General features: G+C 69.2%; 16 protein-coding genes. 5 read left to right on the forward strand and 11 right to left on the reverse strand.

From position 1 onward, the window contains the following. Window positions 1-30: 30 nt before the first annotated feature. The 4 genes from ABSH63_RS08105 to pdxH are packed head-to-tail and all read right to left on the reverse strand — an operon-like array spanning window position 31 to window position 5,397. Window positions 31-1,719: a carbon starvation CstA family protein gene (locus tag ABSH63_RS08105; RefSeq protein WP_352888879.1), complete on the reverse strand. Its 1,689-nt coding sequence runs from the start codon at window positions 1,717-1,719 to the stop codon at window positions 31-33. A 10-nt stretch (window positions 1,720-1,729) separates the two neighbouring features. After that, a complete protein-coding gene (locus ABSH63_RS08110; protein WP_352888880.1) occupies window positions 1,730-2,527 on the reverse strand; it encodes an SDR family oxidoreductase in 798 nt (265 codons plus the stop codon). 18 nt (window positions 2,528-2,545) lie between these two features. After that, entirely contained in the window at window positions 2,546-4,777 is a 2,232-nt protein-coding gene (locus ABSH63_RS08115) for a M14 family zinc carboxypeptidase (RefSeq protein ID WP_352888881.1), read from the reverse strand. Next, entirely contained in the window at window positions 4,777-5,397 is a 621-nt protein-coding gene (pdxH, locus tag ABSH63_RS08120) for a pyridoxamine 5'-phosphate oxidase (protein ID WP_352888882.1), read from the reverse strand. The genes ABSH63_RS08115 and pdxH overlap by 1 nt, the downstream gene beginning before the upstream one ends. Before the next feature lie 88 nt (window positions 5,398-5,485). Between pdxH and ABSH63_RS08125 the strand changes: the two genes are divergently transcribed. Further along, window positions 5,486-6,484 carry an acrylyl-CoA reductase family protein gene (locus ABSH63_RS08125; RefSeq protein WP_352888883.1) on the forward strand — a complete coding sequence of 333 codons (999 nt, stop codon included), beginning with the start codon at window positions 5,486-5,488 and terminating at the stop codon, window positions 6,482-6,484. Between the two features lie 6 nt (window positions 6,485-6,490). Here ABSH63_RS08125 and cls read toward each other — a convergent pair whose 3' ends face one another. From cls to ABSH63_RS08160, 7 genes are all read right to left on the reverse strand, one after another. Beyond that, window positions 6,491-7,966: a cardiolipin synthase gene (cls, locus tag ABSH63_RS08130; RefSeq protein WP_352888884.1), complete on the reverse strand. Its 1,476-nt coding sequence runs from the start codon at window positions 7,964-7,966 to the stop codon at window positions 6,491-6,493. Beyond that, entirely contained in the window at window positions 7,963-8,727 is a 765-nt protein-coding gene (locus ABSH63_RS08135) for an endonuclease/exonuclease/phosphatase family protein (protein ID WP_352888885.1), read from the reverse strand. Before ABSH63_RS08135 ends, cls begins: the two co-directional genes overlap by 4 nt. 7 nt (window positions 8,728-8,734) lie before the next feature. Then, a complete protein-coding gene (locus ABSH63_RS08140; protein ID WP_352888887.1) occupies window positions 8,735-11,845 on the reverse strand; it encodes an efflux RND transporter permease subunit in 3,111 nt (1,036 codons plus the stop codon). Further along, complete coding sequence (locus ABSH63_RS08145; protein WP_352888888.1) at window positions 11,842-13,083, reverse strand: efflux RND transporter periplasmic adaptor subunit; 1,242 nt, start codon at window positions 13,081-13,083, stop codon at window positions 11,842-11,844. Before ABSH63_RS08145 ends, ABSH63_RS08140 begins: the two co-directional genes overlap by 4 nt. Next, window positions 13,080-14,318 (reverse strand): TolC family protein, encoded by a 1,239-nt coding sequence (locus ABSH63_RS08150; protein ID WP_352888889.1) that lies wholly within the window; start codon window positions 14,316-14,318, stop codon window positions 13,080-13,082. The genes ABSH63_RS08145 and ABSH63_RS08150 overlap by 4 nt, the downstream gene beginning before the upstream one ends. Window positions 14,319-14,379: 61 nt before the next feature. Next, the gene (locus tag ABSH63_RS08155; protein WP_352888890.1) at window positions 14,380-14,730 is read right to left on the reverse strand and encodes a hypothetical protein; all 351 of its coding nucleotides are present in this window, start codon (window positions 14,728-14,730) and stop codon (window positions 14,380-14,382) included. Between the two features lie 78 nt (window positions 14,731-14,808). Next, complete coding sequence (locus ABSH63_RS08160; RefSeq protein WP_352888891.1) at window positions 14,809-17,235, reverse strand: penicillin acylase family protein; 2,427 nt, start codon at window positions 17,233-17,235, stop codon at window positions 14,809-14,811. Window positions 17,236-17,404: 169 nt separating this feature from the next. On the opposite strand from ABSH63_RS08160, the gene ABSH63_RS08165 reads away from it, so the two are divergent. The 4 genes from ABSH63_RS08165 (at window position 17,405) to ABSH63_RS08180 (ending at window position 23,769) form a co-directional block, all read left to right on the forward strand. Then, window positions 17,405-20,323, forward strand: a complete 2,919-nt coding sequence (locus tag ABSH63_RS08165) for a parallel beta-helix domain-containing protein (RefSeq protein ID WP_352888892.1) — start codon at window positions 17,405-17,407, stop codon at window positions 20,321-20,323. Between the two features lie 201 nt (window positions 20,324-20,524). After that, the gene (locus tag ABSH63_RS08170; protein ID WP_352888893.1) at window positions 20,525-21,253 is read left to right on the forward strand and encodes a TetR/AcrR family transcriptional regulator; all 729 of its coding nucleotides are present in this window, start codon (window positions 20,525-20,527) and stop codon (window positions 21,251-21,253) included. Continuing rightward, window positions 21,231-22,586 (forward strand): TolC family outer membrane protein, encoded by a 1,356-nt coding sequence (locus ABSH63_RS08175; protein ID WP_352888894.1) that lies wholly within the window; start codon window positions 21,231-21,233, stop codon window positions 22,584-22,586. The genes ABSH63_RS08170 and ABSH63_RS08175 overlap by 23 nt, the downstream gene beginning before the upstream one ends. 37 nt (window positions 22,587-22,623) lie before the next feature. Next, a complete protein-coding gene (locus tag ABSH63_RS08180) occupies window positions 22,624-23,769 on the forward strand; it encodes an efflux RND transporter periplasmic adaptor subunit (RefSeq protein ID WP_352888895.1) in 1,146 nt (381 codons plus the stop codon). The last annotated feature ends 4 nt before the right edge of the window (window positions 23,770-23,773 follow it).

A 23,773-nucleotide genomic window follows, 5' to 3' on the forward strand; every position in this document is an offset into this window, starting at 1 on the left:
TCCGTTCGCCCCGAGTGCCGCCGCGCGGGGCTACTCGATGCGAACGGCGAGATTCGACTCCTGACGCCGGAACCGCTGCACCGCCGACGCCGCCTCCAGCATCACCAGCACGCTGGTTGCGAGCACGACGAAATCGAGCGTGACCAGCAACCAGTTGCCCTCGCGCCAGAACTGCACGAGCGTGACGCAGGCGGCGGCGAACGACATCGCGATGACGAAGATCATCGGCAGCAGCGTGTAGCGCACCGCCCGGCCGAGCTTGAGCAGCATCACCGTGATCACCAGCAGCGTCATGCCGGCGAGGATCTGGTTGGTGGAACCGAACAGCGGCCAGAGCATCATGCCGCCGCTGCCGCTCGCACCGCCGGCGCCAAAGGCGAGCAGCAGGCAAGAGGCGACCGCGATCAGCGTAGCGGCGACGCCGTTCCTCAGCCACGGCAGCCGATAGATCTCGCCCCACTCTTGGATGATGTAGCGCTGCAGGCGCACGCCGGAGTCCATCGTCGTGCCGGCGAACAGCACCACCATCGTCGCCAGGATCGTCTGCGCCACGAGCCCCGGAATGCCCCAGCCCTGTTCGATCAGGCGGGCGCCGCCGGAAATGAACGCGCCGGCGCCGGCGCTGCCGAACTCGTCGTAGATCGCGTGCCAGGCTTCGGGCGTCGGCGCGAGCGCGACGCCGGAGACGGCGACGATGGTGATCAGCGCGAGCGAACCCTCGCCGATCGCGCCGAGATAGCCGACGAAGCGTGCGTCGGTCTCCTTGTCGAGCTGCTTGGCGCTGGTGCCGGAGGCGACGATGCCGTGAAAGCCCGAAATCGCGCCGCAGGCGATGGTGACGAACAGCAGCGGGATGATCGACGGCGCCGATTCGCCGACGCGGTTGTTGAACGCCGGTGCCGAGAGGTCCGGCATCACCAGAATCACCGCGCCGTAGAGCAGCGCCAGGCCGACGACGAGCTGCATGCCGTTGATGAAGTCGCGCGGCTGCAACAGCATCCACACCGGCAGCATCGACGCAATCGCCGCATAGACGAACAGGATCAGAATCCAGTTCGCCTGTGGGGTGAGGCCGAACATCTCCGTGGGCAGCGCCAGCGGCATCGCGCTGCCGGCCCACATCGTCCAGTACAGCACGGCGACGCCGACGACGCCGAGCACGACGAGATTCATGCGCCGGTGCACGAGCTGGCCGACGACCAGCGCCACCGCGATCGCCGCCCACGCCGGGAACACCGCGCCCGGCGTATTGACGAAAGCATTGGCGATGACCACGCCGAACACGGCGTTGACCATCAGCAGCAAGAGGAATACGACGATCATGTACAGCGCGCGGCTGCGCTTGCCGATCACGCTTTCGGACAAGGCGCCGATCGACTTGCCCTGGTGGCGGTTGCTCGCCCACAGTGCGCCGAAGTCGTGCACGCCGGCGAAGAAGATCGTGCCGAGCACGACCCAGGCCAGCGCCGGCGCCCAGCCCCAGTAGACCGCGATCGCCGGGCCGACGATGGGCGCGGCGCCGGCCACCGAGGTGAAGTGATGACCCCAGAGCACGACGCGATGCGTCGGCACGTAATCCTTGCCGTCGTTGAACGCGTGTGCGGGCGTGACGAAGTTCGGGTCGAGCCGGTAGATGCGCTCGGCGATGAAGCGCGAGTAGACGAACCAGCCGAAGGCCATGCCGGCGATGCCGAGCACCACGAGAACGACGGATTGCATGTGCGCCGCCTCATCCGCCCATGAGCTTCGCCATGCCGGCGCTGGACACGCTGGTGCCGCCCAGCGACCAGCCGCCGTCCACCGGAATCACTGCGCCGTTCACGTACGACGCATACGGACTGGCGAGCCACAGGCAGCAGTTCGCGATGTCGTCCTTGGTGCCGAAGCGCCGGAGCGGGACCGACTCGGTGACGAGCTGGACCGCCTCCGGCGTCGGCGCCAGCCGCTTCATGCCCTCGGTGTCGGCGATCGGGCCTGGCACGACCGAGTTCACGCGCACGCCGGCCGGACCCCATTCGATCGCACCGACGCGCGTGAGCATGTCGACACCGGCTTTGGCGGCGCAGACGTGCATCTGGAATGCCATCGCGTTGTAGGCCTGCGGTGCGGAGATGTTGATGATGCTCGCGCCCGGCTTTTTGAGCAGCGCGAACGCCGCGCGCAGTACGTGGAAGCTGCCGACGAGGTCGATCTCGACAACCGAGCGGAATCCGTTCGAGGAAATGCCCAAGGCCGGCGCCGGGAAGTTGCCCGCGGCACCGGAGATCAGCACGTCGATGGCGCCGAACTGGTCGTGTGCCGCCTTGAGCGCGGCTTCGACGGCGGCGTAGTCGCGCACGTCGGCGGCAAAACCGGCGACCTCGCCGCCGTGACCTTTGAGTTCCCGAACGGCGTTGTCGACCTTGTCCTTTTTGCGCGACAGCACACCGACGCGGGCACCGGCTTTCGCGAACGCATGGGCGATGCCCAGATTGATGCCGCTGGTGCCGCCGGCGACGAAGACGTGCTGGCCACTGAAATCGAACATGGGAAGTCTCCGGATGGGTCAAACGGTGGATGTGCCGCGGCGACGCAGCGCGATCAGTGCGGCGAGCAGGCCCAGCGCACCGAAAGCGCCGCCGCCACTACCACCACCGTCGCCGGGCGTCGGTGAGCCATCGTCGATGATGCGCTGGCTGCGGTCGGCACCGCCGCGGTCGGTGTCGTCGCGGCCCTCGTCGTCTTCGTAGCCGGACCAGCCGGCGTCCCAGTCGACGAGCGTCGCCGGATTCGCATCGAGCGCCTGACCCGACAAGTCCTGCGCGTCGACGCGCAGGTTCAGACGCCGCGCGCCGCGCAGCGGCAGGCTCGCCGGCAGCGTGAAGTCGAGCGCGTAGGCGTCGTCGGCATAGCGTGTCGTGAGCCAGTTCTGTGCGTCGGTGCCCAGGTCTTCGCGAAAGCTCGCGCCGTCGGCAGACAAGCCCTCGATCGCGACCGAAGGCGCCAGCGGCGCGGTCTGACCGGCATAGGCAACGACCCGGTTCTGCGCATCGCGCACGCGCATCGGCTTGTCGAAGACCAGCCGAAGCCGATAGGCCGTGTCGGCGACCAGCGCTTCGGCGACCTCGGTTTGCAGCACACGGCCATGGCTTTGCACCTGCCAGCGTGCCGAGTAGACGAGGCGAGCGCCGTCGAGTTCGCGGATCTCGGCTTCGATCAGCGTCGGCGGTCCGGCCATGCGATACAGGCCCAGCGTCAATGCATCGGCGAGCTCGCGGCGCACGCGCGCGATCTCGCTTTGCGGCAGGATGAAGCCGTCGTGGTGATAGCCGAAGCCGCCATAAGTGGTGCCGCCCTCGCGTGTCGTCGGTTCGATCTCGAGCGTATACGCCGGAATCTGAAGGCCATAGCCGAAGACCTCGTCGGTACTGCCGATGCCGACACCGGGCGGCGTGGCGTCGTAGGGATAGCGGTTGCTGCCGCGGCCGGTCGCACCGCTCATGCGCGGCACCAGCGCCGCAGTGATCGCGTCGCGACGTGCGGCACCGGTGTTGACGCCGAAGAACACGCGGCCGAAGGAGTGCACGTCGACGTACAAGCGCAGCCGCTCGCGCGGCGCGAGATCGGCGGCCGCGTACAAGGCCAGCGTCTCCGGCTCGGATGCCGGTGCAGGGCCGTGATAGACGATCGACAGCGGGTCGCCGCTGTTGTTGATGCCGGAGGCGAAGAACGGCGAGTCCGCGTTGCGGTTCAGGTCGACGCCGTTCATGCAGCCGGATGCCGGCATCGGGCAGGCATCGGCGTCCACATCGCGCAGATTCTTGCGCCGCAGGCGACCGTCGCGCGGGTAGTGCGCGTACTCCGGTGGCTGGCCGGCAGGGATCGGATCGCCGGCTTCGCTTTCGAGGGTCACGGACGGCGTGCGCTGCGTGTGCACGAAGCCATCGACGTTGAGCACCGGCACGACGACCAGATTCACGTGGTCGAGCAGGTAGCGATACAAGCCGCCGTCGTCGGCACGTTCGGCGAAGCGTTCGATCAGGCCGACGACGACCTCGGGGCTGGCCCATTCGCGCGCGTGGATGGTGCCGTTGATCAGCGCCGCCGACTCCGGCGTGCCGGTCGGCGTCGTGTCGTCGGCATCGCCAAGCGTCCACGCGACGATGTCGCGCTGCTCGCGGCTGCGGCCGACGAGGTTCGAGCGCAGGTCGGGATTGCCTGCGGCCAGCATCGCCAGCCGCGTCTGCAGCGCAGCATAGCTGCGAAAGCCGTCGCCCGGCTGCGGGTCGTCGCGCACGGTCGGCACCGGATAACCGAGCGGCACGCGGTTCTCACCGAACTCATCCTCGGTGAGGACGAGGACGCCCGGCGCGGGGCTGGGCGCCGGCGCGCTCTTATGCGCCGGCCGATCCCAGCGGCGCAGCAGCGCGCGCGCGGCGCCGGCGATCGGGTATGCGGGGCGCCTCATGCCGCGCTGTTCGGGGTCGACCGGATCGGTGAGCGTGCGTGACACGTAGTCACGCAAGCCGGTCACGGCCGCGCGCGTCTGCGGATGCGGTGTGCGCACCTCGCGCAGCCGGATCAGCAGTTGCAGCATCCGCGCCTCGGCGGCGAGTGCATCGCGCGCGCTCGCCGCCTGCGCGCGCTGTAGGCCAGCGACGATCGAAAGCTCGTCGGCGTAGGCCTTGGCCTCGACGGCGGCCGCGCGCATCGCAGTGTCGATCTCGGCAGGCGTCGCGTCGTGCGCCTGCGCCGCAGACGCGGCGATCAGCAGCAGCGCGGCGCTCGCAGTGTGCATCACGGCTCCAGGCGGTCGATGCGCCAGCCGTCGCCGGCTCTTTGGTAGCACAAACGGTCGTGCAGACGGCCGCTGCGGCCCTGCCAGAACTCGACGCACTGCGGCGTCACGCCGTAACCGCCCCAGTGCTCCGGATAGGGCACATCGGCGCCGGCAAGGCGTGCGACGGTCTCGTCGTAACGCCGATCGAGCGTTGCGCGGTCGGCGACGATCGCGCTCTGTCGCGAGATCAGCGCGCCGATCTGCGACTCGCGCGGCCGTGTGTAGAAGTAGCGCCGCGCGACCTCGACCGGCAGCCGCTGCGCCATGCCCTCGACGCGCACCTGGCGTTCGAGCCTGTCCCACCAGAACACCAACGCAACCCTGGGATTGGCTGCCAGCTCACGGCCCTTGCGGCTTTCGTGGTTGGTGTAGAAGGTCAGCGCGCCGTTGTGCACGCCCTTGAACAGCACCATGCGCGCCGAAGGCCGGCCCTGCGCGTCGACCGTCGCCAGGGTCATCGCCGTCGGCTCGATCATGCCGGCGGCCTGGGCATCGCCGAGCCAGCGGTCGAGCTGGATCAAGGGATCGGCGGCCAGCGCCGCTTCCAGCAGCGGCGGGTTCTTGGTGTATTGCGCCATGACGGACCGAAACGAATGCGCGAAACTGCGGATCCGCATTGTGGCGCCGCCGCGTGCGAAAGCGAAACCCACCCGAACAGGAGAGCCCATGTCCCGCTTCAAGGCCCTGCGCGTGTATCAACACGACAAGACCACCGCCGCGCGCATCGAAACCATCGCTCTGGACGACCTCGGCGCCGGCGAGGTGGTGATCCGCGTCGCCTTCAGCGGTATCAACTACAAGGACGCGCTCGCGGTCACCGGCAAGGGGCGAATCCTCAAGACCTATCCCAAGGTGCCGGGCATCGATCTCGCCGGCGTCGTCGAGCACAGCGAGCACGCGCAGTTCAAGCCCGGCGACCAAGTGCTGGTCACCGGCTGCAACATCGGCGAGGTGCGCGATGGTGGCTACGCCGAGTTCGCACGCCTGCCGGCCGAGATCCTGGTGCCGCTGCCGCAGGGCTTGTCGCTGCGTGAGGCGATGGCGATCGGCACCGCCGGCTTTACCGCGGCGATGGCACTCAAGCGCATGCTGGAGAATCATCAGACGCCCGAGATGGGGCCGATCGCCGTCACCGGACCCACCGGCGGCGTCGGCTCGATCGCGATCGATCTGTTCAAGCGCGCCGGCTTCACCGTGCACGCGATCACCGGCAAGGCCGGCGTCGCCGACGACTACCTCGAGGCGCTCGGCGCCGACGAGATCGTCTCGCGCCAGTCGTTGGCGCTGGGGACCAAGCCGCTGGAGAACGGCTTATGGGGCGGGGCGGTGGACAATCTCGGCGGCGAGACCCTCGCCTGGCTCACGCGCACCGTTCGGCCCTGGGGCAACATCGGCAGCATTGGCCTTGCGCAGTCGCATGAGCTGCACACCACGGTGATGCCCTTCATCCTGCGCGGCGTCTCGCTGCTCGGCATCCACTCGGTCGAGGTGCCGCGCGCCTGGCGCGAAGACCTCTGGCGCAAGCTCGCCGGCGAGTGGAAGCCGCGCATCCTCGATCGGCTCATCACGCGCGAAGTCACGCTCGATGAACTGCCGGCGGCGTGCGAGGACCTGATCAAGGGCGTCGTGCAGGGCCGCACGCTCGTGCGCATCGCCGGCGCTTGAGCGCCGTCACAGATACGGCGAGAACAGCCAGCACAGCGCATCGCGCAGGCGCACCGGCAGCGGGCGGTTCTGGATCTCGTCGAGCGTGATTTCGCGCGAGCGTGCGCGCACCGCGGTGAAGTGCGCGGCCAGGGATTGGGCGAAGGCGCGGTCGTAGACCTCGACGGCGAGTTCGAAGTTGAGCTTGAGGCTGCGCGGGTCGAGATTGGCGCTGCCGATCTGCGCGTAGACGCCGTCGACGGCGAACAGCTTGCTGTGGTTGAACGGCGGGGGCTGTTCGAACACGTGCACGCCGTAGTTCAACAGGTCTTCGAGCATGTGCCGCGAGGCCCATTGCACGAACGGCAGGTTGTTCTGCGCCGGCAGGATCACGTCGACGCGCACGCCGCGCAGCGCCGCCGCTTGCAGCTCGGCGACCATCGCCGTCGGCGGCAGGAAGTACGGCGTCATCACCATGACCTCGTGATGCGCGGCGGAGATCGCTGCCTGCAGCACCATCGCCAAATGGTCGTAGTCCTCGTTGGGGCCGTCGGTGATGACGCGGCAGGCGGCGCCGCCCTCGACCGGCCTCGCGCGCAGCATCGGTGCCGGCCAGGCCTCGTTCGCCGACAGGCGCCAGTCTTCGGCAAAGACCTCGGCGAGCTGGCCGAGCACTGGTCCCTGCAGTTCGAAGTGCAGGTCGGCGGCCGGGCGGCGCACGCCGGGTTCGCGCAGCAGATGGCGGCGGCCGATGTTCATGCCGCCGGTGAAGCCGGTCTCGCCGTCGATCAGCAGCAGCTTGCGGTGGTTGCGCAGGTTCAGGTGCAGCGACGGCGGCAGCAGGCGCAAGCGGTTGAACACGGCGGTGCGGATGCCGGCGCGGCGCAGCCGGCGCGTGATCGGCACCAGCGAATAGTGCTGGCCGAAACCGTCGATCAGCACGCGCACGTCGACGCCGCGCGCCTGCGCGGCGGCCAGCGCGTCGACGAAGCGCCGGCCGAGCGCGTCGTTGTCGAAGATGTAGGTGGCCAGCGCGATCGAGTGCCGCGCGCGTGCGATCGCCTCGAGCATGCGCGGATAGGCCTCGTCGCCGTTGTGCAGCAGGCGCAGGCGGTTGCCGTCCAGCAGCGGCAGGCCGGTGAGGCGATCGGCGGTGCGTGCGACCTCTTCGAGCCACCTCGGGATCGCATGGCGGCCGTCGTCGTCGCGCCGGCGCATGGGCGCATCCGGATCGGCGCCGACGCGTTCCCCGACGCGCGATTCGATGCCCATGCGGCGCGCCCGCGTGCGGATGCGGTCGATGCCGAACAGGAAGTACAGCGCCGGGCCGGCGAACGGAAACAGCCAGCACACCGCGATCCAGCCCCAGGCGGCGCGCGGATCGCGGCGGTTCAGCAGCGCGTGTCCGGCGGCGCCGATCGCGACGAGCAGCCACAGCCCCAACACGATGCGCTGCCCATGTGCTTGCAGCAGCGCTGCGACGATGCCGGTGTCGATGCTCATGCCGGGCGCAGGCGGATCTCCGTCGCCACCGGCAGGTGGTCGGAGACTTGCAGGTCGAGTACCTGGCCGGGTGCCACCTTCGCGCTCGCGGTCGCCAGCACGTGGTCGATGCTGCGCACCGGCCGCCAGCTCGGGTAGGTCGGCGCCTGGTTGATCGTGCGCAAGCCGATGCGCTGCAGATGCGGGTGGGCGTCGAGCTCGCCCGGCTCGCAGTTGAAGTCGCCCATCAGCAAGGTGTCGGCCTTGGGGTCGACCAGGCTGGCGACGAAGTCGAGCTGACGTTCGCGTGTCGCGCGGCCCAACGCCAGGTGCGCGACCAGAAGATGCAGCGGCGCGTGGCCGGGCTCGTGCAGGTGCGCTTCGAGCACGCCGCGGCCGGGAATGCGCCCGGGCAGCGCGTGATGGCGCAGGTCCTGCAACGCGCGGCGCGACAGGAAGCCCAGTGCGTGCTGCGCAAACGGGCCGAGGTTGCGGTTGATCGCGGCGTGCCAATGCGTGAACCCGGCGCGCCGCGCGAGATACTCGATCTGGTTGATTTGCGCGGTGCGCAGGCTCCCGGCATCGGCCTCCTGCAACGCGACGACGTCGAAGTCGGCGATCAGCTCGGCGATGCGGTCGAGGTTCCGGCGTGCGCTGCGCGACGGCAGCACGTGGCGCCAGGCGCCGGTCACGTAGTGCCCGTAGTTGCGGGTCGGCATCCCGACCTGGATGTTGAGGGTCAGGATGCGCAAAGCCGGCGACGGGACTGCGATGGCGCTCACCGCGCCATTATTGCCCGGACTTGGCGTCGCGGAGCTGCCGGCGGCCGAGCAGCAGATACGCCGCCGGCAGCACCAGCATCGACAGCAGCGGCGCGCTGATCATGCCGCCGAGCATCGGCGCGGCGATGCGCTGCATGACTTCCGATCCGCTGCCGGCGCCCCAGAACAGCGGCAGCAGGCCGACGAGGATGGTCGCCACGGTCATCGCCTTGGGCCGCACGCGCAGCACCGCGCCGTCGATGATCGCCGCGCAAAGCTGCGCCTCGTCGCGCGGGGCGTGCCGCTCGATGGCCTGGCGCAGGTAGAGCAGCATGATCACGCCGAACTCGGCGGCGACCCCGGCCAGCGCGATGAAACCCACTGCCGAGGCCACCGACAGCGAGTGCCCGAGGAGGTAGACCAGCCACAACCCGCCGATCAGCGCCAGCGGCAGGCTGGCCATGATCAGCAGCGCCTCGCGCGCGCGGCCGAAGCTCAGAAACAGCAGCAGGAAGATCAGCGCCAGCGTCAGCGGCACGACGAGCTGCAGCCGCTGCGCCGCGCGTTCGAGGTACTCGAACTGGCCGGACCAAGTGATCGAGTAGCCGGGCGGTAGGTCAATGTGGCGGTTCACCAGCGCGCGTGCCTCGGCGACGTAGGCGCCGAGGTCGCGGCCGCGGATGTCGACGTAGACGGTGCCGCTGGGGCGCGTGTTCTCGGTCTTGATCATCGGCGGGCCATCGGCGATGTCGATGTCAGCGATGCTGCCGAGCGTGACCGTGGCGCCGCCGGCGGTGAACACCGGTAGCTCGCGCAGCTCGGTGATCGAATCGCGCAGCTCGCGCGGATAGCGCAGGTTGATCGGAAAGCGCGCGAGTCCGTCGACCACCTCACCGATGTTGGCGCCGCCGATGCCGAACGCGACGATGCGCTGGATCTCGGCGATCGACAGGCCGTAGCGGGCGGCGGCGATCCGGTCCGGCACGATCTCGACATAGCGGCCGCCGTCGACGCGCTCGGCGAACACCGAGGCGGTGCCCGGCTGGTCGCGCAACAAGGCTTCGATCTGGGCGCTGATGCGCGCGATTTCGCCGAGATCGGGGCCGGACACTTTGATGCCGAGCGGCGATTTGACCCCGGTCGCGAGCATGTCGATGCGGTTGCGGATCGGCTGCACCCAGACATTGCCCATGCCGGGAATCTGCAAGGCGGCATCGAGTTCGGCAATCAGCTTCTCGGTGGTCATGCCGGCGCGCCACTGCGTGCGCGGCTTGAGCCGGATCGTGGTCTCGATCATCTCCAGCGGCGCCGGGTCGGTGGCGGTCTCGGCGCGACCGATCTTGCCGAACACGCGATCGACTTCGGGAAAGGCGGCGATGATGCGGTCGGTCTGCTGTAGCAGTTCGGCGGCCTTGCCCGCCGACAGTCCCGGCAGTGCGGTGGGCATGTACAGCAGATCGCCCTCGTCGAGCGCCGGCATGAACTCGGTGCCGAGCCGCGTCAGCGGCCAGGCACTGGCGACCAGCAGCAGTGCGGCGACCAGCAGCGTCGCGCCGGGGTGATGCAGCACGCGGTCCACCAGCGGACGGTAGGCGGCGATCAGGATGCGGTTGATCGGGTTGTCCCGTTCGGAGCGGATGCGGCCGCGGATGAACAGCGTCATCAGCACCGGCACCAGGGTCACCGACAGGCCGGCGGCGGCGGCCATCGCGTAGGTCTTGGTGTACGCCAGCGGCGCGAACAGGCGGCCTTCCTGCGCCTGCAGCGTGAACACCGGCAGGAACGAGACGGTGATGATCAGCAGCGAGAAGAACAGCGCCGGCCCGACCTCGGCGGCGGCCTCGGCGATCAGCGCCGGCCGCCGCGCGTCGGGCGGTGCCTGCTCGATCCTCTTGTGCGCGTTCTCGACCATCACCACGGCGGCGTCGACCATCGCGCCGATCGCGATGGCGATGCCGCCCAGCGACATGATGTTGGCATTGATGCCCTGGTGGCGCATGACGATGAAGGCCACGAGCACGCCCAGCGGCAGGGTGACGATGGCCACCAGCGCCGAGCGCAGGTGCAGCAGGAAGGCGACGCAGACCAGGCCGACGACGATGAACTCCTCGATCAGCTTGTGGCGCAGGTTGTCGACCGCGCGTTCGATCAGCGCCGAGCGGTCGTAGGTTTCGACGATCTCCACGCCCGCGGGCAGTCCGGCGCGCAGCGCATCGAGCTTGCGCTTGACCGCCTCGATCGTCGTCGCGGCGTTGGCGCCGTAGCGCATCACGACGATGCCGCCGACGACCTCGCCCTCGCCGTCGAGCTCGGCGATGCCGCGGCGCAGCTCGGGCCCGCGCTGGATGGTCGCGACCTCGCCGAGCAGCACCGGCGTGCCATCGGCGCTGGTCGCCAGCGGGATCAGGCGAAAGTCGTCGAGCGTGCGCAGATAGCCGCGCGCGCGCACCATGTACTCGGCTTCGGCCATCTCGATCACCGAACCGCCGCGCTCGCCATTCGCCGCCTCAACGGCGGCGATGATGCGGTCCAGCGCAATACCGAACGCACGCAGGCGGTCGGGGTCGACGACGATCTGGAACTGCGCGGTAAAGCCGCCGACGGTGGCGACCTCGGCGACATCGGCGAGGCTCTGCAGTTCGTAGCGCAGGAACCAGTCCTGGATCGCGCGCAGCTCGCCCAGGTCGTGCTGGCCGCTGCGGTCGAGCAGCGCGTACTCGTAGACCCAGCCGACGCCGGTCGCATCCGGTCCGAGCGCGGTTTTCGCCGCCGCGGGCAGATCGCCCTGCGCCTGCGACAGCGCTTCGAGCACGCGCGAGCGTGCCCAGTACAGGTCGGTGCCATCCTCGAACAACACATAGACCAGCGATTCGCCGAACATCGAGTAGCCGCGCACGGTTTTCGCGTGCGGCACCGCGAGCAGGCGCGTCGTCAGCGGGTAGGTGACCTGGTCCTCGACTACCTGCGGCGCCTGGCCGGGAAAGGTCGTGCGCACGATCACCTGCACGTCCGACAGATCCGGCAGCGCGTCGAGCGGCGTGGTCTTCACCGCCCAGACGCCCCAGCCGGCGACCAGCAGCGTGACCAGCAGCACCAGCGGCCGGTTGCCGATCGACCAGTGAATCAGCCGCGCGATCATGGACCGTCTCCAGTCGCCTGCGCGTGCGCGGGGGCCATGCGGCCGAAGGCGCCGCGCAGGCTCGCCTCGGCGTCGATCAGAAACTGTCCGGAGACGACGATGCGCTGGCCCGCCTTGAGGCCGTCGAGAATCACGGTGCGGCCGTCGCGCTCGTCGCCGGCGACGACCTCGACCGGACGAAAGTGCCGGTCGTCGAGCGCAAGGATCACCACGCTGCGCGTGCCGGTGCGGATCAAGGCCTCGCTCGGAACCATCAAGACGTCGTCTCGCGCGCCGCCGAACAGCGTGACTTCGGCATACATTCCCGGCGTCAGTCGCCATTGCGGATTGTCGAGCACGATCCGCACCCGCGCCGTGCGCGTGACCGCGTCCACGCCGGGGTAGAGGTAATCGATGCGGCCTTGGAAGACCTGGCCGGGCAGCGCCGCGAAGCGCACCTCGGCCGGCCGCCCCTCGGTGATGCGGCCGAGCTGCGCCTCCGGGATCTCGGCGATGATCCACACCTGCGACAGGTCGGCGATGCGCGCCAGCGGCATGCCCGGTGCGATCTGGCGCCCTTCGTGCACGTCGAGATCGAGCACGATGCCGTCGGCCGGCGCGAGCAGCGGTAGCGCACGCTGCGCCTCGCCGCGACGCAGGATCGCGTCGATCTGGGCGGTATCGGCACCCAGCAGTTGCAGGCGCGTGCGCGCGGCCGACTGCAGGGCCTCGTCGCCGCTGCGGTGCGCCAGCAACAGCTCCTGTTGCGCGGCGTAGAGCTCCGGCGCGAAGACGCCGGCCAGCGTCTCACCGGCACGCACGCGCTCGCCGACGGCGTGCACGCGCTGCTGCTCGATCCAGCCGACGGCGCGGCTCTCCAGCGTGCGGATGCGGCGGGCGTCGACCTCGACGCGGCCGACGGTGTCGACGCGCTGCCAGAAGCGACCGCGTTCGACGAGAGCGGTGCGGATGCCGAGTCTTTGCACCATCTGCGCCGCGACCTCGACCGTGGGCAGGGTGTCGTGGGCTGCCGCGGCCCGCGCGGCCGCGCGCTTTTGCACCAGCCGCATGCCGCAGATCGGGCAGTTGCCGGGCGCGTCCATGCGCACCTCGGGGTGCATCGCGCAGGTCCAGTAGACCGCGCCGTCGTCGCCGATCTCTGCGACCGGCTCGTGCACGTGCCGCTGCGCCGCCCACCACGCGCCGCCGGCGGCGCAGACGACGACCAGGCTCACCGCGAGGATCGGAAAGGTTTTCATGCGTCGTCTCCGGTCAGGTAGCGCAGTTGCGTGCGCAGACGAGCGCGCTCGGCGGCGAGATCGAGGGTTTTGAGCTCGATGTCGAGCGCCTGCACGCGGGCGTCGAAGACGGCGGCCAGCGTGCCGCGACCGCCGCCGTAGGCCGCCAGCGCCGAGTCCACGCGCAGGCGCGCGACCGGCAGCAGTCGTGTCTCGAAGTGCGAAAGTCGCTGGTCGACCAGCGCCTGCTCGCCCCAGGCGGCCTGCAGCTCGGCGAGCAGGGCACGCCGGGCGTCTTCGGCATCGGCCTTTGCGGCGTCGTACTCCGCACGCGCCGCGGCCAGCGCCGGGTCCTGCCGGCGCGCCGTGAACAGCGGCAGGTCGATGCCGACCTGCACGCTGAACATGTCGTCGTAGGGTCGGCGGTAACCGTACATGGCCTGCAGGCGCCAGTCCGGGCGATAGGCGGCGCGCGCCAGCTCGACGTCGGCGCCGCTGCGCTCGGCGGCTCGTTCGAGCGCCTGCAGTTCCGGGTGTTCGCCCACGCGCGCCAGTGCCGCCTCCAGCGATGCCGGCATCGCCGTCGGCAGCTCGCCGGTGACGGCATCGACCGTGCGGCCGGTCCAGCGCGCAAGGCCTGCGCGCGCCGTCGCCAGCGCCTGCGCGAGGGCGCGGCGACGGTCGTCGACCAGCCCGTTCGCCAGCTCGGCGGCGAGCGTCGCGTCCTGGTCGTCGCGGCCGCTGCGCTGGGCGATGCGGCGGGCATCGAGGGCACGCGCGGTTTCGCGGGCCAGGTGCTCGACGATCGTCAGCGCCTGCTGTGCCCGCCAGACCTCGATCCAGGCCAGGGACACGTCGCGCACGACGGCACGCTGCAGCAAGGCCTGCTCGGCCTCGATGCGCGCCGCATCGAGGCGCGTGCTGCGCTCGAGCTGGCGTCGCTTCGCGGCATTCGGGAATGCCTGCATGATGCCGATTTGCGTCATCGTCATGCCTTCGGCATCGGCGGCGTAGGGGTCGGGTCGTTCCACCGACAGGTTCTCAAGCCCGGCGATGAACTCCGGGTCCGGCAACGCGCCGGCCGCAATGCCGCGCGCGTCGGCGGCCCGTGCGCGGGCGGCCTGCGCCTCGAGCCGCGGCTGTTGTGCCAGCGCGAGGCGCACGGCGGTTTGAAGATCGATCGACGCCCTTGCCGGTGCGGCGATCAGCAGGGCGATGCCGGCAACGAGGCCGGGCAGGGGGGAAGACACAGGCATGGGCCTGACTCCGATGAAGGGAACGACGGCCGCACCGGCGCATTCCGGCGGGGCGCGGGCTTCAGCAGGTCAGGTCGATCGGCGGGCGCAACAATTCGTGAGGCGCGGCGTGCGGTCGCGGTGCGGTGCCGCGCCGCGCGCGCAGCGTTTCGGCCACGGGCGCGGCGTTCGTGGGCAGGCTGGCCCAAAGCCCCGGCGTCGACAGGCAGCCGGCGCTGCAATGGCCGCAATCGCCGTCGTCACAGCACGCCATCGACGCGGGTACGGACGCCGCCGCGGACGGCTGCGCTGCGGCGTCGGCCGTCGCGCCGTGACAGGGCATGACGGTCTCGGTGGCCGTCGCCGCTGCATCGGTCGCCGCAGGCGCCAGCGCCCACGCCGCTGCGAGCGCCTGCGTCAGCAGGCTCAGCATCAGGACGATGACGGCGAGGCGGTGCGGCATGGCGCGATCATAAGCCTTGACCCGAGTCCGGTGTTCAATCGGGCCGGCCTATTCGCTCAGGCGGTACTCGCGGATGCGGTCGGCCGCGATCTCCTCCGGCGTGAACGGGAACTTGTGCCAGCGCTTGGCCGAGTACTCGCGGGTGAAGTCGGCGAAGTGTGGACTGGCCGGATCGGTGGACTGCGAGTAGGTGACGAAGCCCTCGGCGTGCACGCCATCCTCGTCCCAGGTCACGGTGTGGATGTAGCTGTTGCCGTATTCGACCTCGTAACCATTCGCGTCCAGCGGGTCGGAGTCGGCGATCGTGAACGCCCCCTCGAAGAACTGACCGCCGAAGATGGGGATGTCGTCCTCGATCGCCAGCGGATGCTGGATCTCGCGCAGCGGCGCATCGAAGGCAAAGCCCGAAGCGGCGACCGCGGCGACGCCGGCCTCGAAGGCGTCGCGTACGGCGGCCTGATCGGCGTCGAGATCGCGCGGCGTGTTGACGGGATCGTCCGCCGAAAACGGCGTTGCCCAGTAGCTGCCGCCGGTCCCGCCGCGATTGCCCGAGAGGACGAACCAGAATTCGCGCCAGACGTGCGCGCCGGTGGAATCGAGGTTGGCGCGTGCGTCCCAGCGGGCGAGCGCGGCGCAGGCGCTCACGGCATCGCCGCTGGCATCCGGACAGATCTCGTCGAGCACGGTCTGTTGCGCCAGCTCGGCGGAGTAGATGCGCGACGACAGCACGACTTGCTGTAGCAGCGGCAGGGTGAAGCCAGTCCCGGGCAGGCCGTCACTGCCGTCGAGCCGCTGCTGGATCTGACGGATGCCCAGGCGCGTGCGCAGCGTGCGCTCGGTCTCCTCGTCGCCGATGATGCGGGCGAAACCGGTGATCGGCTCGGCCGGATTGGTCAGCCAATACGAGTCGTTGAAGTTGCCGACCCAGTCGGCGCGCAAGAGCTTGGGCAGATTGCCGGGGCCGAAGATGCCGGGTGCCGGCGCGTCCGGATCGGTATCCCATTCGCAATCCGCGCGCGAGCCGTCGAGCACCGGCAGGCCGGGGACCAGCTGCTGCACCACCGCATGCAGCGGAACCGCCTGGCACAGCGTCACCTTGCCGTCCGGCACGTTGGGCACGACGCTGACGTCGCCGTAATAGGCCTGGCCGCCGGGGCCGGTGGCGACGGTGTTGACCCATGGGATGCCGAGGATCTCGCCGTGCAGGCGGATGAACTCGTCGAGCGACTGCGCCTGGTTCCAGCGCGCGAACTGGTTGATCAGCCGGTCGTTCTCGGCGTTGGCGTCGCGCAGCGTGTAGGCCTTGAGCGGGGTCCAGCCGAGCACCGGGATACCGCTGGCTTCGAGCACCAGCATCGGCCCGAAATGCGAGCGGTACAGCGTGCGGCTTTCCTGGCTGATCGTGCCGTCGGCTTCGAGCACCTCGATGGTGATCGGAACCTGCTCGATGTCGCGGATCTCGCCGTCGTAGATGTACTGCAGCGGATTGAGGGGGTTGAGCGTCAGCTCATAGAAGGTGAAGCGGTAGGCGGTGGAGACCGTGTGGCTCCACGCGAAGTGATCGTTGAAACCGATCAAGATGGCCGGCACGCCGTAGAGCGAGCTGCCCATGATGTCGAGCTCGCCGGGAATCGTCGCGTGCGCGACGTACAGGCGCTCCGGCCCGGTCCAGGGGAAGTGCGGGTTGCCGAACAGCATGCGGCTACCGTCCTGCGTGGCCTCCGGGCCGAGGGCATACATGTTGCTGCCGAAGCGCCGGCCGCGCAGCTCGGTAAAGTAGCGCAGCGGGCCCGGATCGGCCTCGAGCGCGGCGCGCTTTTGCTCGGCCGTCGGCTCGCCGGACTTGCTCAGCGCCAGCAGCGGCCGCGCGTTGGCGATCTCGTTGATGAACACCGACGAGCTGGCGATCAGCGCAAGACGCAGATAGCGACGGTACATGTCGTCCTCGCTGATCTCGAATAGCCAGTCGGCGTCGGCGCAGGCGGCATGGCGGCCCGGATGCGCCCCCGCCTTGAGCTCGCGGATGTAGCGGTTGTAGCCGTCGACGAAGCCAGCAGTGACCTGCTTGAACTCCGGCAGGGTGTTGTCGCGCGTCGGTGCAAGGCGGGTCTCGTCCGCGGCGAAGCGCCAGAAGAAGTCGCTGTCGACGTTGTTCGCGGTCACGCCATTGGGAATGATGGTGTAGCTGCCGTCACGGCCGAAGTAGCGTGCGCGCTCGCCGCGGATCGTGACCAGGTCCTCCTGCAGCACGCACAGGTTGTCCTCGGCAAAGGCATAGCCGTAGCCATAGCCCAGGCTCGCGTAGTCCCCGGCGCGGATGTGCGGGATGCCCAGCGAGGTGCGCGTGATGGTTACGTCGTACTTGCCCGAACCACCGGGGCCACCTCCGCCGCCGTTGCCGCCGGGCGCCGCTGAGTCGCCGCAGGCACCGAGGATCAGGGGGGTGAGGAGCACGATCAATCGCAGCTGGCGCATGGGTTCCCCGCGAGGTGTGAACGAGGCTGGGCGGATCATAGCGCGCGGCTGCGCCGGGGTCGCGCGACGGTGATTTTTACTATTGGTCGGCGTCGCGCCGGCTGTTAGCTTGCCCTTCGTGGACGCTCAGGGCCGGCGCGGTGCCGGCACCCAGCAAGAGGGCACGCGCATGAAGGCATACCGGGTTTCGAAGGCGCTCGCGCTGCTGCTGGCGGCGGGTGTGCTCGCCGCCTGCGGCGGCGGTTCGGGGGTGGACGTGACCGCCCCCGGCGGCGGTGGCGGGCCCAAGACCTTCCGCATCTGTCCGGGCGCGAACGCGCGCGAGGAGATCCTCACCGCGTTCTTCGATGCGCGCGAAGGCGACACCATCGAATTCTGCGCCGGCACCTTCGAGATGACCACCGGGCTGATCATCAACGGCAAGCGTGGCATCACGGTGCGTGGTGCAGGCATGAACGAAACCATCCTCAACTTCAAGAACAGCGACAGTGCCGAGGGCATCAACGCGGTGCACGCCGATGGCCTGGTGCTCGAAGGCTTCACTGTCGAGGACACGCCGGGCAACGGCATCCGCGTGTTCCGCTCCGAGTACATCACCCTGCGCGACGTGCGCGCGCGCTGGCGCGACGGCGAAGGCCGCGACGAAACCGACGAGGGCTACGAGGTCAGTCCCGAGAACGGTGCCTACGGCCTGTACCCGGTGGAGACCCGCCACGTGCTGATGGAGAACTGCGAAGCGCACGGCGCCTCCGACGCCGGCATCTATGTCGGCCAGAGCAGCGATGTTCTGGTGCGCAACTGTTACGCGACCTACAACGTCGCCGGCTTCGAGTTCGAGAACACCTTCCGCGCGGTGTTCGAGGACAACGTCGCGACCAAGAACACCGGCGGTTTCCTCGTGTTCGATCTGCCGGACCTGCGCCAGTACGGCGCCAAGAACATCGTGCGCCGCAACAAGTCGTACGACAACAACACCGACAACTTCGCCCCGGTCGGCAACATCGTCGGCCTGGTGCCGCGCGGCACCGGCATGCTGGTGCTCGCCACCGATCAGCTCGAAATCCACGACAACGAGATCTACGACAACGACACCACTGGCATCGCCATCGTCAATTTCGGCCTCGCCTCGCCGAGCTACCCGGATCTGCGCTACGACTTCTTCCCGGAAGGTCTCTACATCCACGACAACGTGTTCCGCAACAACGGCGGCAATCCGCAGGAGCCCAACGCCGAGCGCGGCGAGGCCAGCCTGCTGCCGCTGCTGCTGCGCATCAAGAATCTCGGCCGTTCGGCGCACATCGTCTGGGACGGCGCCGAGGATGAACCGAACGACTGCACTTCGGTGCCCAAGGACGCCGACGGCGTGCCGCTGACCGAGCCCAACCCGAATCATCCGCACGAGGAGCAGGGCGGCCGCACCGACGAGCGCGGCCGGCCCAACGTCACGCGCGAGGATCAGGACCCCGAGTGCAAGTGGAACGCGTGGAAGTTCGACGACGACGGCGCCCTGAAAAAGCCGGAGAACTGGATCTGCATCGCCGAGAACAACAGCTTCGTCAGCGGCGGCTCGCTGCTCGGCGCGCTGACCACGCCGTTTCTGCGCGCGAACGTCACCTCCAGCGATCCGGCGACCTTGATCGTCGATCTGCTGCGCCCGGCCTCGACCGATCTCGCCCCGCACCGCTGCACGCTGCCCACGCATCCCGAGCCGGTGCTGCACCTGCCCTACGAGCCGGACCCGGACAGCGCCGGTGCGCGGCCCGACCCGGCCGCCGTGGCCGCGGCCTGCGCCAAGGGCCGCGCCGGCACGGTCAACATGGACGCGGTGCTGCATTACAACTGCCCGCGCCTTGCCGACTACGGCCTGTTCACCGATCCGGCCGATCCGCGCAGCGGCCCGAGCGGCCAGGGCATGCCGTTCGAACTCAACAGTGCGCTGTTCTCGGACTACGCGAAGAAGTACCGCTTCCTGTTCATCCCCGAGGGCCAGCAGGCGGTGTACCGGGATCACCACGACGGCGTGACCGCGACGCTGGATTTTCCGGTCGGTACCGTGATCGCCAAGACCTTCTCGTTCCCGGTGCAGGACCAAGCCGGCGCGCCGATCCGCGAGGATGTGGTCGAAACGCGCCTGCTGATCAAGCGTCAGACCGAGGACGGCGTGAACTGGGTCGGCCTGCCCTATATCTGGAAGACCGCGGATGACGGCAGCCGCTACGCCGAACTGGCCGTCGCCGGCGGCAATAAGGCGGTGGAGTACGACTACGTCGATGCCGACACCGAGGTGAGGAACGCCGACGGCTCGCGTGTGCGCTACCGCGGCCGCGTCGCCAACTATGGCATTCCGGCGGCGCTCAACTGCCTGACCTGCCATGCCGACGAGACCCGCGAGGCGGGTGCGGCGCCGATCGGGCCCAAGCCGCGCTTCCTCAACCGCACGAACGTCTTCGCCGACGTCGGCGAGATGAACCAGCTCGACTACATGAAGCGCAAAGGGCTGCTGGTCGGACTGCCGGACACCGGCATCGAGCGCGCGGCCAAGTGGAACGTGCCCGGCAGCAGCGGCGCGCTGCCGGATTCGCCGGCCGACGTGCACGCGCGTGTGCGCGCCTATCTCGAAGTGAACTGCGCGCACTGCCACCACCCGGCCGGTGGCGGCTCGAACTCGGGGCTGTTCCTCGACGCCTACCGCAGGGTCGACCAGCGTTACGGCATCTGTAAGAAGCCGGTGGCCGCCGGGCGCGGCTCGGGCGGGCTGCAATACGACATCGTGCCCGGCGATGCCGCGGCGTCCATCCTCTATTTTCGCCTGGCCAGCGATCGGCCCGGCGTGCGCATGCCGCCGCTGGCGCGCTCGGTGGTCCACGGCGAGGCGGCGAATCTGATCGCGCGGTGGATCGACGAGGCCCTGCCCGAGCTCTCCGACGAGATCGACAACGAAGAAGTCTGTAGCGGCAGCGGCGGCCTGCTCGATGGCCTGAGCAAGTCGCAGGTCCCGGCCGCGCTGCACGACTTGTTCGGTGCCGCCGGCCTGCTGTCGCCGGACCAGCGCCGCGTCGTCGAATCGCGGCCGGCACCGGCCGACTGACGCGAGCGGCATCGGCTGACACGCCCTCGCGCACGGCGCGCGGGGCATGCGCCGCCCGTGTTCGCTAGCACTTCATAAAAATCAATCAGATAGAGCTGAAGTCGGCGCAAACATGCTCATAAATAAGAGCTTGACTCTAGTCATGAACCGGATTCAAAATCCGCGCCTTGTTCGTTGCAAAGCAGCATTTCGGGCCGGATCGTGGGGACCAAGGAGCGCAAGCAGCGGGAGTTCGCCGAGCGCGAGCGCCAGTTTCTGGACGCCGCCTATGAACTCATCAGTGCCAATGGCCTGCTGAACCTGCAGGTCGGCAAGCTCGCCGAGAAGTGCGAGTACGCCGTCGGTACGCTCTACCAGCACTTCGCCAGCAAGGAAGACCTGCTGTTGGCGCTGACCACGCAGCAATCGCAGGCGCACACCGACATGTTCCGCCGCGTCGCGCAGTGGGATGCGCGGCCGCGCGATCGCATGTTCGCGATCGCGGTCGCCGACATGATCTTCGTGCGCAAGTACCCCGAGCATTTCCGCATCGCGCAGTACGCGCTGTGCGAGGTGGTCTGGCGCGCCGCCTCGGCCGATCGCCGCAGGGCGTTTCTGGACGCCGGCCGGCCGATCGGCGAGATCGTCACCGGCATCGTCCGTGACGCGGTGGCCGCGGGCGATCTGGCGCTCAACGGCATGGCGCCCGAGGAGCTGTGTACCGGCCTGTGGGCGCTGTGCAACGGCATCCACAACCTGGTGCATGCCGAAGGCGTGCTCGAGGACTTCGCCGTCTGCAATTCCTACGCGCTGATGTGCCGGCACGTGCAGACGCTGCTCAATGGCCTGGGCTGGCAGCCGCTCGCCGATCCGGCCGATGTGCGCGCGACCGAACGCCTGATCGAACGTATTTCCAAAGAGGTTTTCCATGACCTGTGTTCTGCGAACTGAGCGCGCCGCGAGCGGCCGGTGGCAGCTCGCCGCGCTCGGCCTGCTGCTCGCGCTGAGCCCGGCGGTTCAGGCCGAGCTGCTTTTCTCCGATGCACTGCAACGTGCGGCCGAGCGCGACCCGGCCTATGCCGCCGCGTTCGCCGCCCAGCGTGCCGATCGCGAGGCTGGCGAGCAGGAGCGCGCCCGGCTGCGCCCGTCGCTGTCGCTCAGCGGCAGCGGCAGCTTCGTCGCTTCCGATTCGCGCTTCGCCTTCGGCGCCGAGCGGGACGAGTACCCGGTGTGGTCGGCGCGGCTCGAAGCGCGCCAGCCGGTGCTGCGCCTGGACTGGAGTGCGCGGCGTCAACGCGCGGATGCCCGCGACGCGCTCGCCGACGCGCGATTCCAGCAGGCGCAGACCGACTTCGTCGTGCGTGTGGCACAGCGCTACCTCGAGGCGATGCGCGCCCAGGACCAGTTGCGACTGATGCAGGCCGAGGTCGAGGCGGTGCGCCGGTCGCTCGATGACGTACGCAAGCGTTACGAGGTCGAGCTGGTGCCGGGTACCGATCTGAAGGAGGCGCAGGCGCGCTACGACCTCGCGCGCGCCGAGCTGATCCGCGCCGAGGCCGAGCTGGAGTGGCGTCTCGATGCGCTCGCCGAGCTCACCGGCCCGTTCGATGCACCGCTGCCGCGCCTTGCGCCGGCGCTCGCACCGCCGCCGCTGCCGGCGACGAGCATCGACGACTGGCTCGCGCTGCTCGAGGACAACAACGCCACCTTGCGGATCGCCGCACTCGATGTCGAGATCGCAAAAGCCGATCACCGCAGCCGCAAGGCCGAGGCGCAGCCGCAGGCCGATCTGGTGGCCAGCGCCGGGCGCGCTGACGCCTCGGCCTCGGAGCTGGGTTCGTTGCAGGACGAGGCGCGCGTCGGCGTCGAGCTCGTGATCCCGATCTATGCCGGGGGGATCAACCACAGCCGCGTGCGCGAGGCCGAGGCGCGTTTGGAGGCGACGCGACTCATCCATGAACGGCTACTAGCTGAGGCCCGACGCGAGGTGCGTACGCAGTTCCGCAACTTCGAAGTCGCGCGCATCAGCGTCGATGCCTTGACCGCGGGGCTGGAATCCGCGCGCAGCGCCGAGCAGGCCGTGATGGCCGGCTACGACGCCGGCACACGCACCATCGCCGATGTGCTCGACGCGCGCCGTCGCGTCGCCGAGGCCGAGCGCAACCTCAACCAGGCGCGCTACGACCTGCTGACCACCATCGTGCTGCTGCAGGCGAGCGCGGGCACGCTCGACGCCGAAGACCTCGTCGCCCTCGATGCACTGCTGGAAGTGCCGCGCTCCTGATTCTCCACTCGTTCACTTCTTCGATTCGAGAAATTCCATGACCACCAAGCGCATGTTGATCATGCTCGTCCTGGCCGGCGTCGTCTTCGGTGCCGTGTTCGGCATGAAGTGGTTCGGCAACCGGATGATGGTGCAGTACCTGGAGAACATGCCGATACCGCCGGCCACCATCAGCGCCAGCGAAGTCAAGCGGATGCGCTGGGACAACCGGCTCGACGCGATCGGCACGCTGGTCGCCGTCAACGGCGCCGACCTCACCACCGAGGTCGGCGGCATCGTCGAGGCGATCCACTTCGAGTCCGGCGATCGGGTCGAGAAGGGCGCGCTTTTGGTGTCGCTGGACAGCGACGAGCAGCGCGGCGAGCTCGAACGCCTGCGCGCACAGGCCGAGCTCGCCGAGCTCAACCGCAAGCGCCGCGAGCGGCTCTACGAACTCGAGGTGATCTCCAAGGCGGACTACGACGCCGCCGTCGCCGAGGCCAACGCCGCGCGCGCCGCGGCCGAGGCGCAGGCCGGTCGCGTCGCCCAGAAAAAGATTCATGCGCCGTTCGCCGGCATGCTCGGCATCCGCCGCGTCAACGTCGGTCAGTACGTCGCGCCGGGCACGCCGATCGTCACCCTGCAGTCGCTCAATCCGATCGACATCGACTTCAGCCTGCCGGAGCAGTACATCAGTCGCGTGCAGGCCGGCTTCAAGGTCGACGTGCGGGTCGATGCGCATCCCGACCGGCGTTTCGAGGGCGAGGTGCTGGCGGTCGAGCCGCGCGTCGATCCGGCGACGCGCAATTTCGGTCTGCGCGCGCGCCTGCCCAATGCCGATGGCCTTTTGCGCGCCGGCGGGTTCGGCCGCGTCGAGCTGCAACTGCCCGGCGAGCGCGAGCTGCTGGCGGTTCCGCGCACCGCCATCGAGTACAGCTCCTACGGCACCTCGGTGTTCGTGTTGCAGCCGATCGAGCCGGCGCAGGCGGGTGCGGATCCTTCGGCGCCGAAGGACCGCGTGATCCAGCGCTTCGTGCGCATCGGCGACAGCCGTGGCGACTTCGTCGAGGTGCTGCAAGGCCTGCAGCCGGGCGATCGCGTCGCCACCTCGGGCCTGATGAAGCTGCGCAACCACACGCCGGTGATCGTCAACAACGATCTCGAACCGGCGGCCCAGCTCGAGCCACAACCGCCGCAGACGTAAAAAG

The sequence above is a fragment of the Sinimarinibacterium thermocellulolyticum genome, from assembly GCF_040327995.1.
Classification (GTDB): Bacteria; Pseudomonadota; Gammaproteobacteria; order Nevskiales; family Nevskiaceae; genus Solimonas; species Solimonas thermocellulolyticum.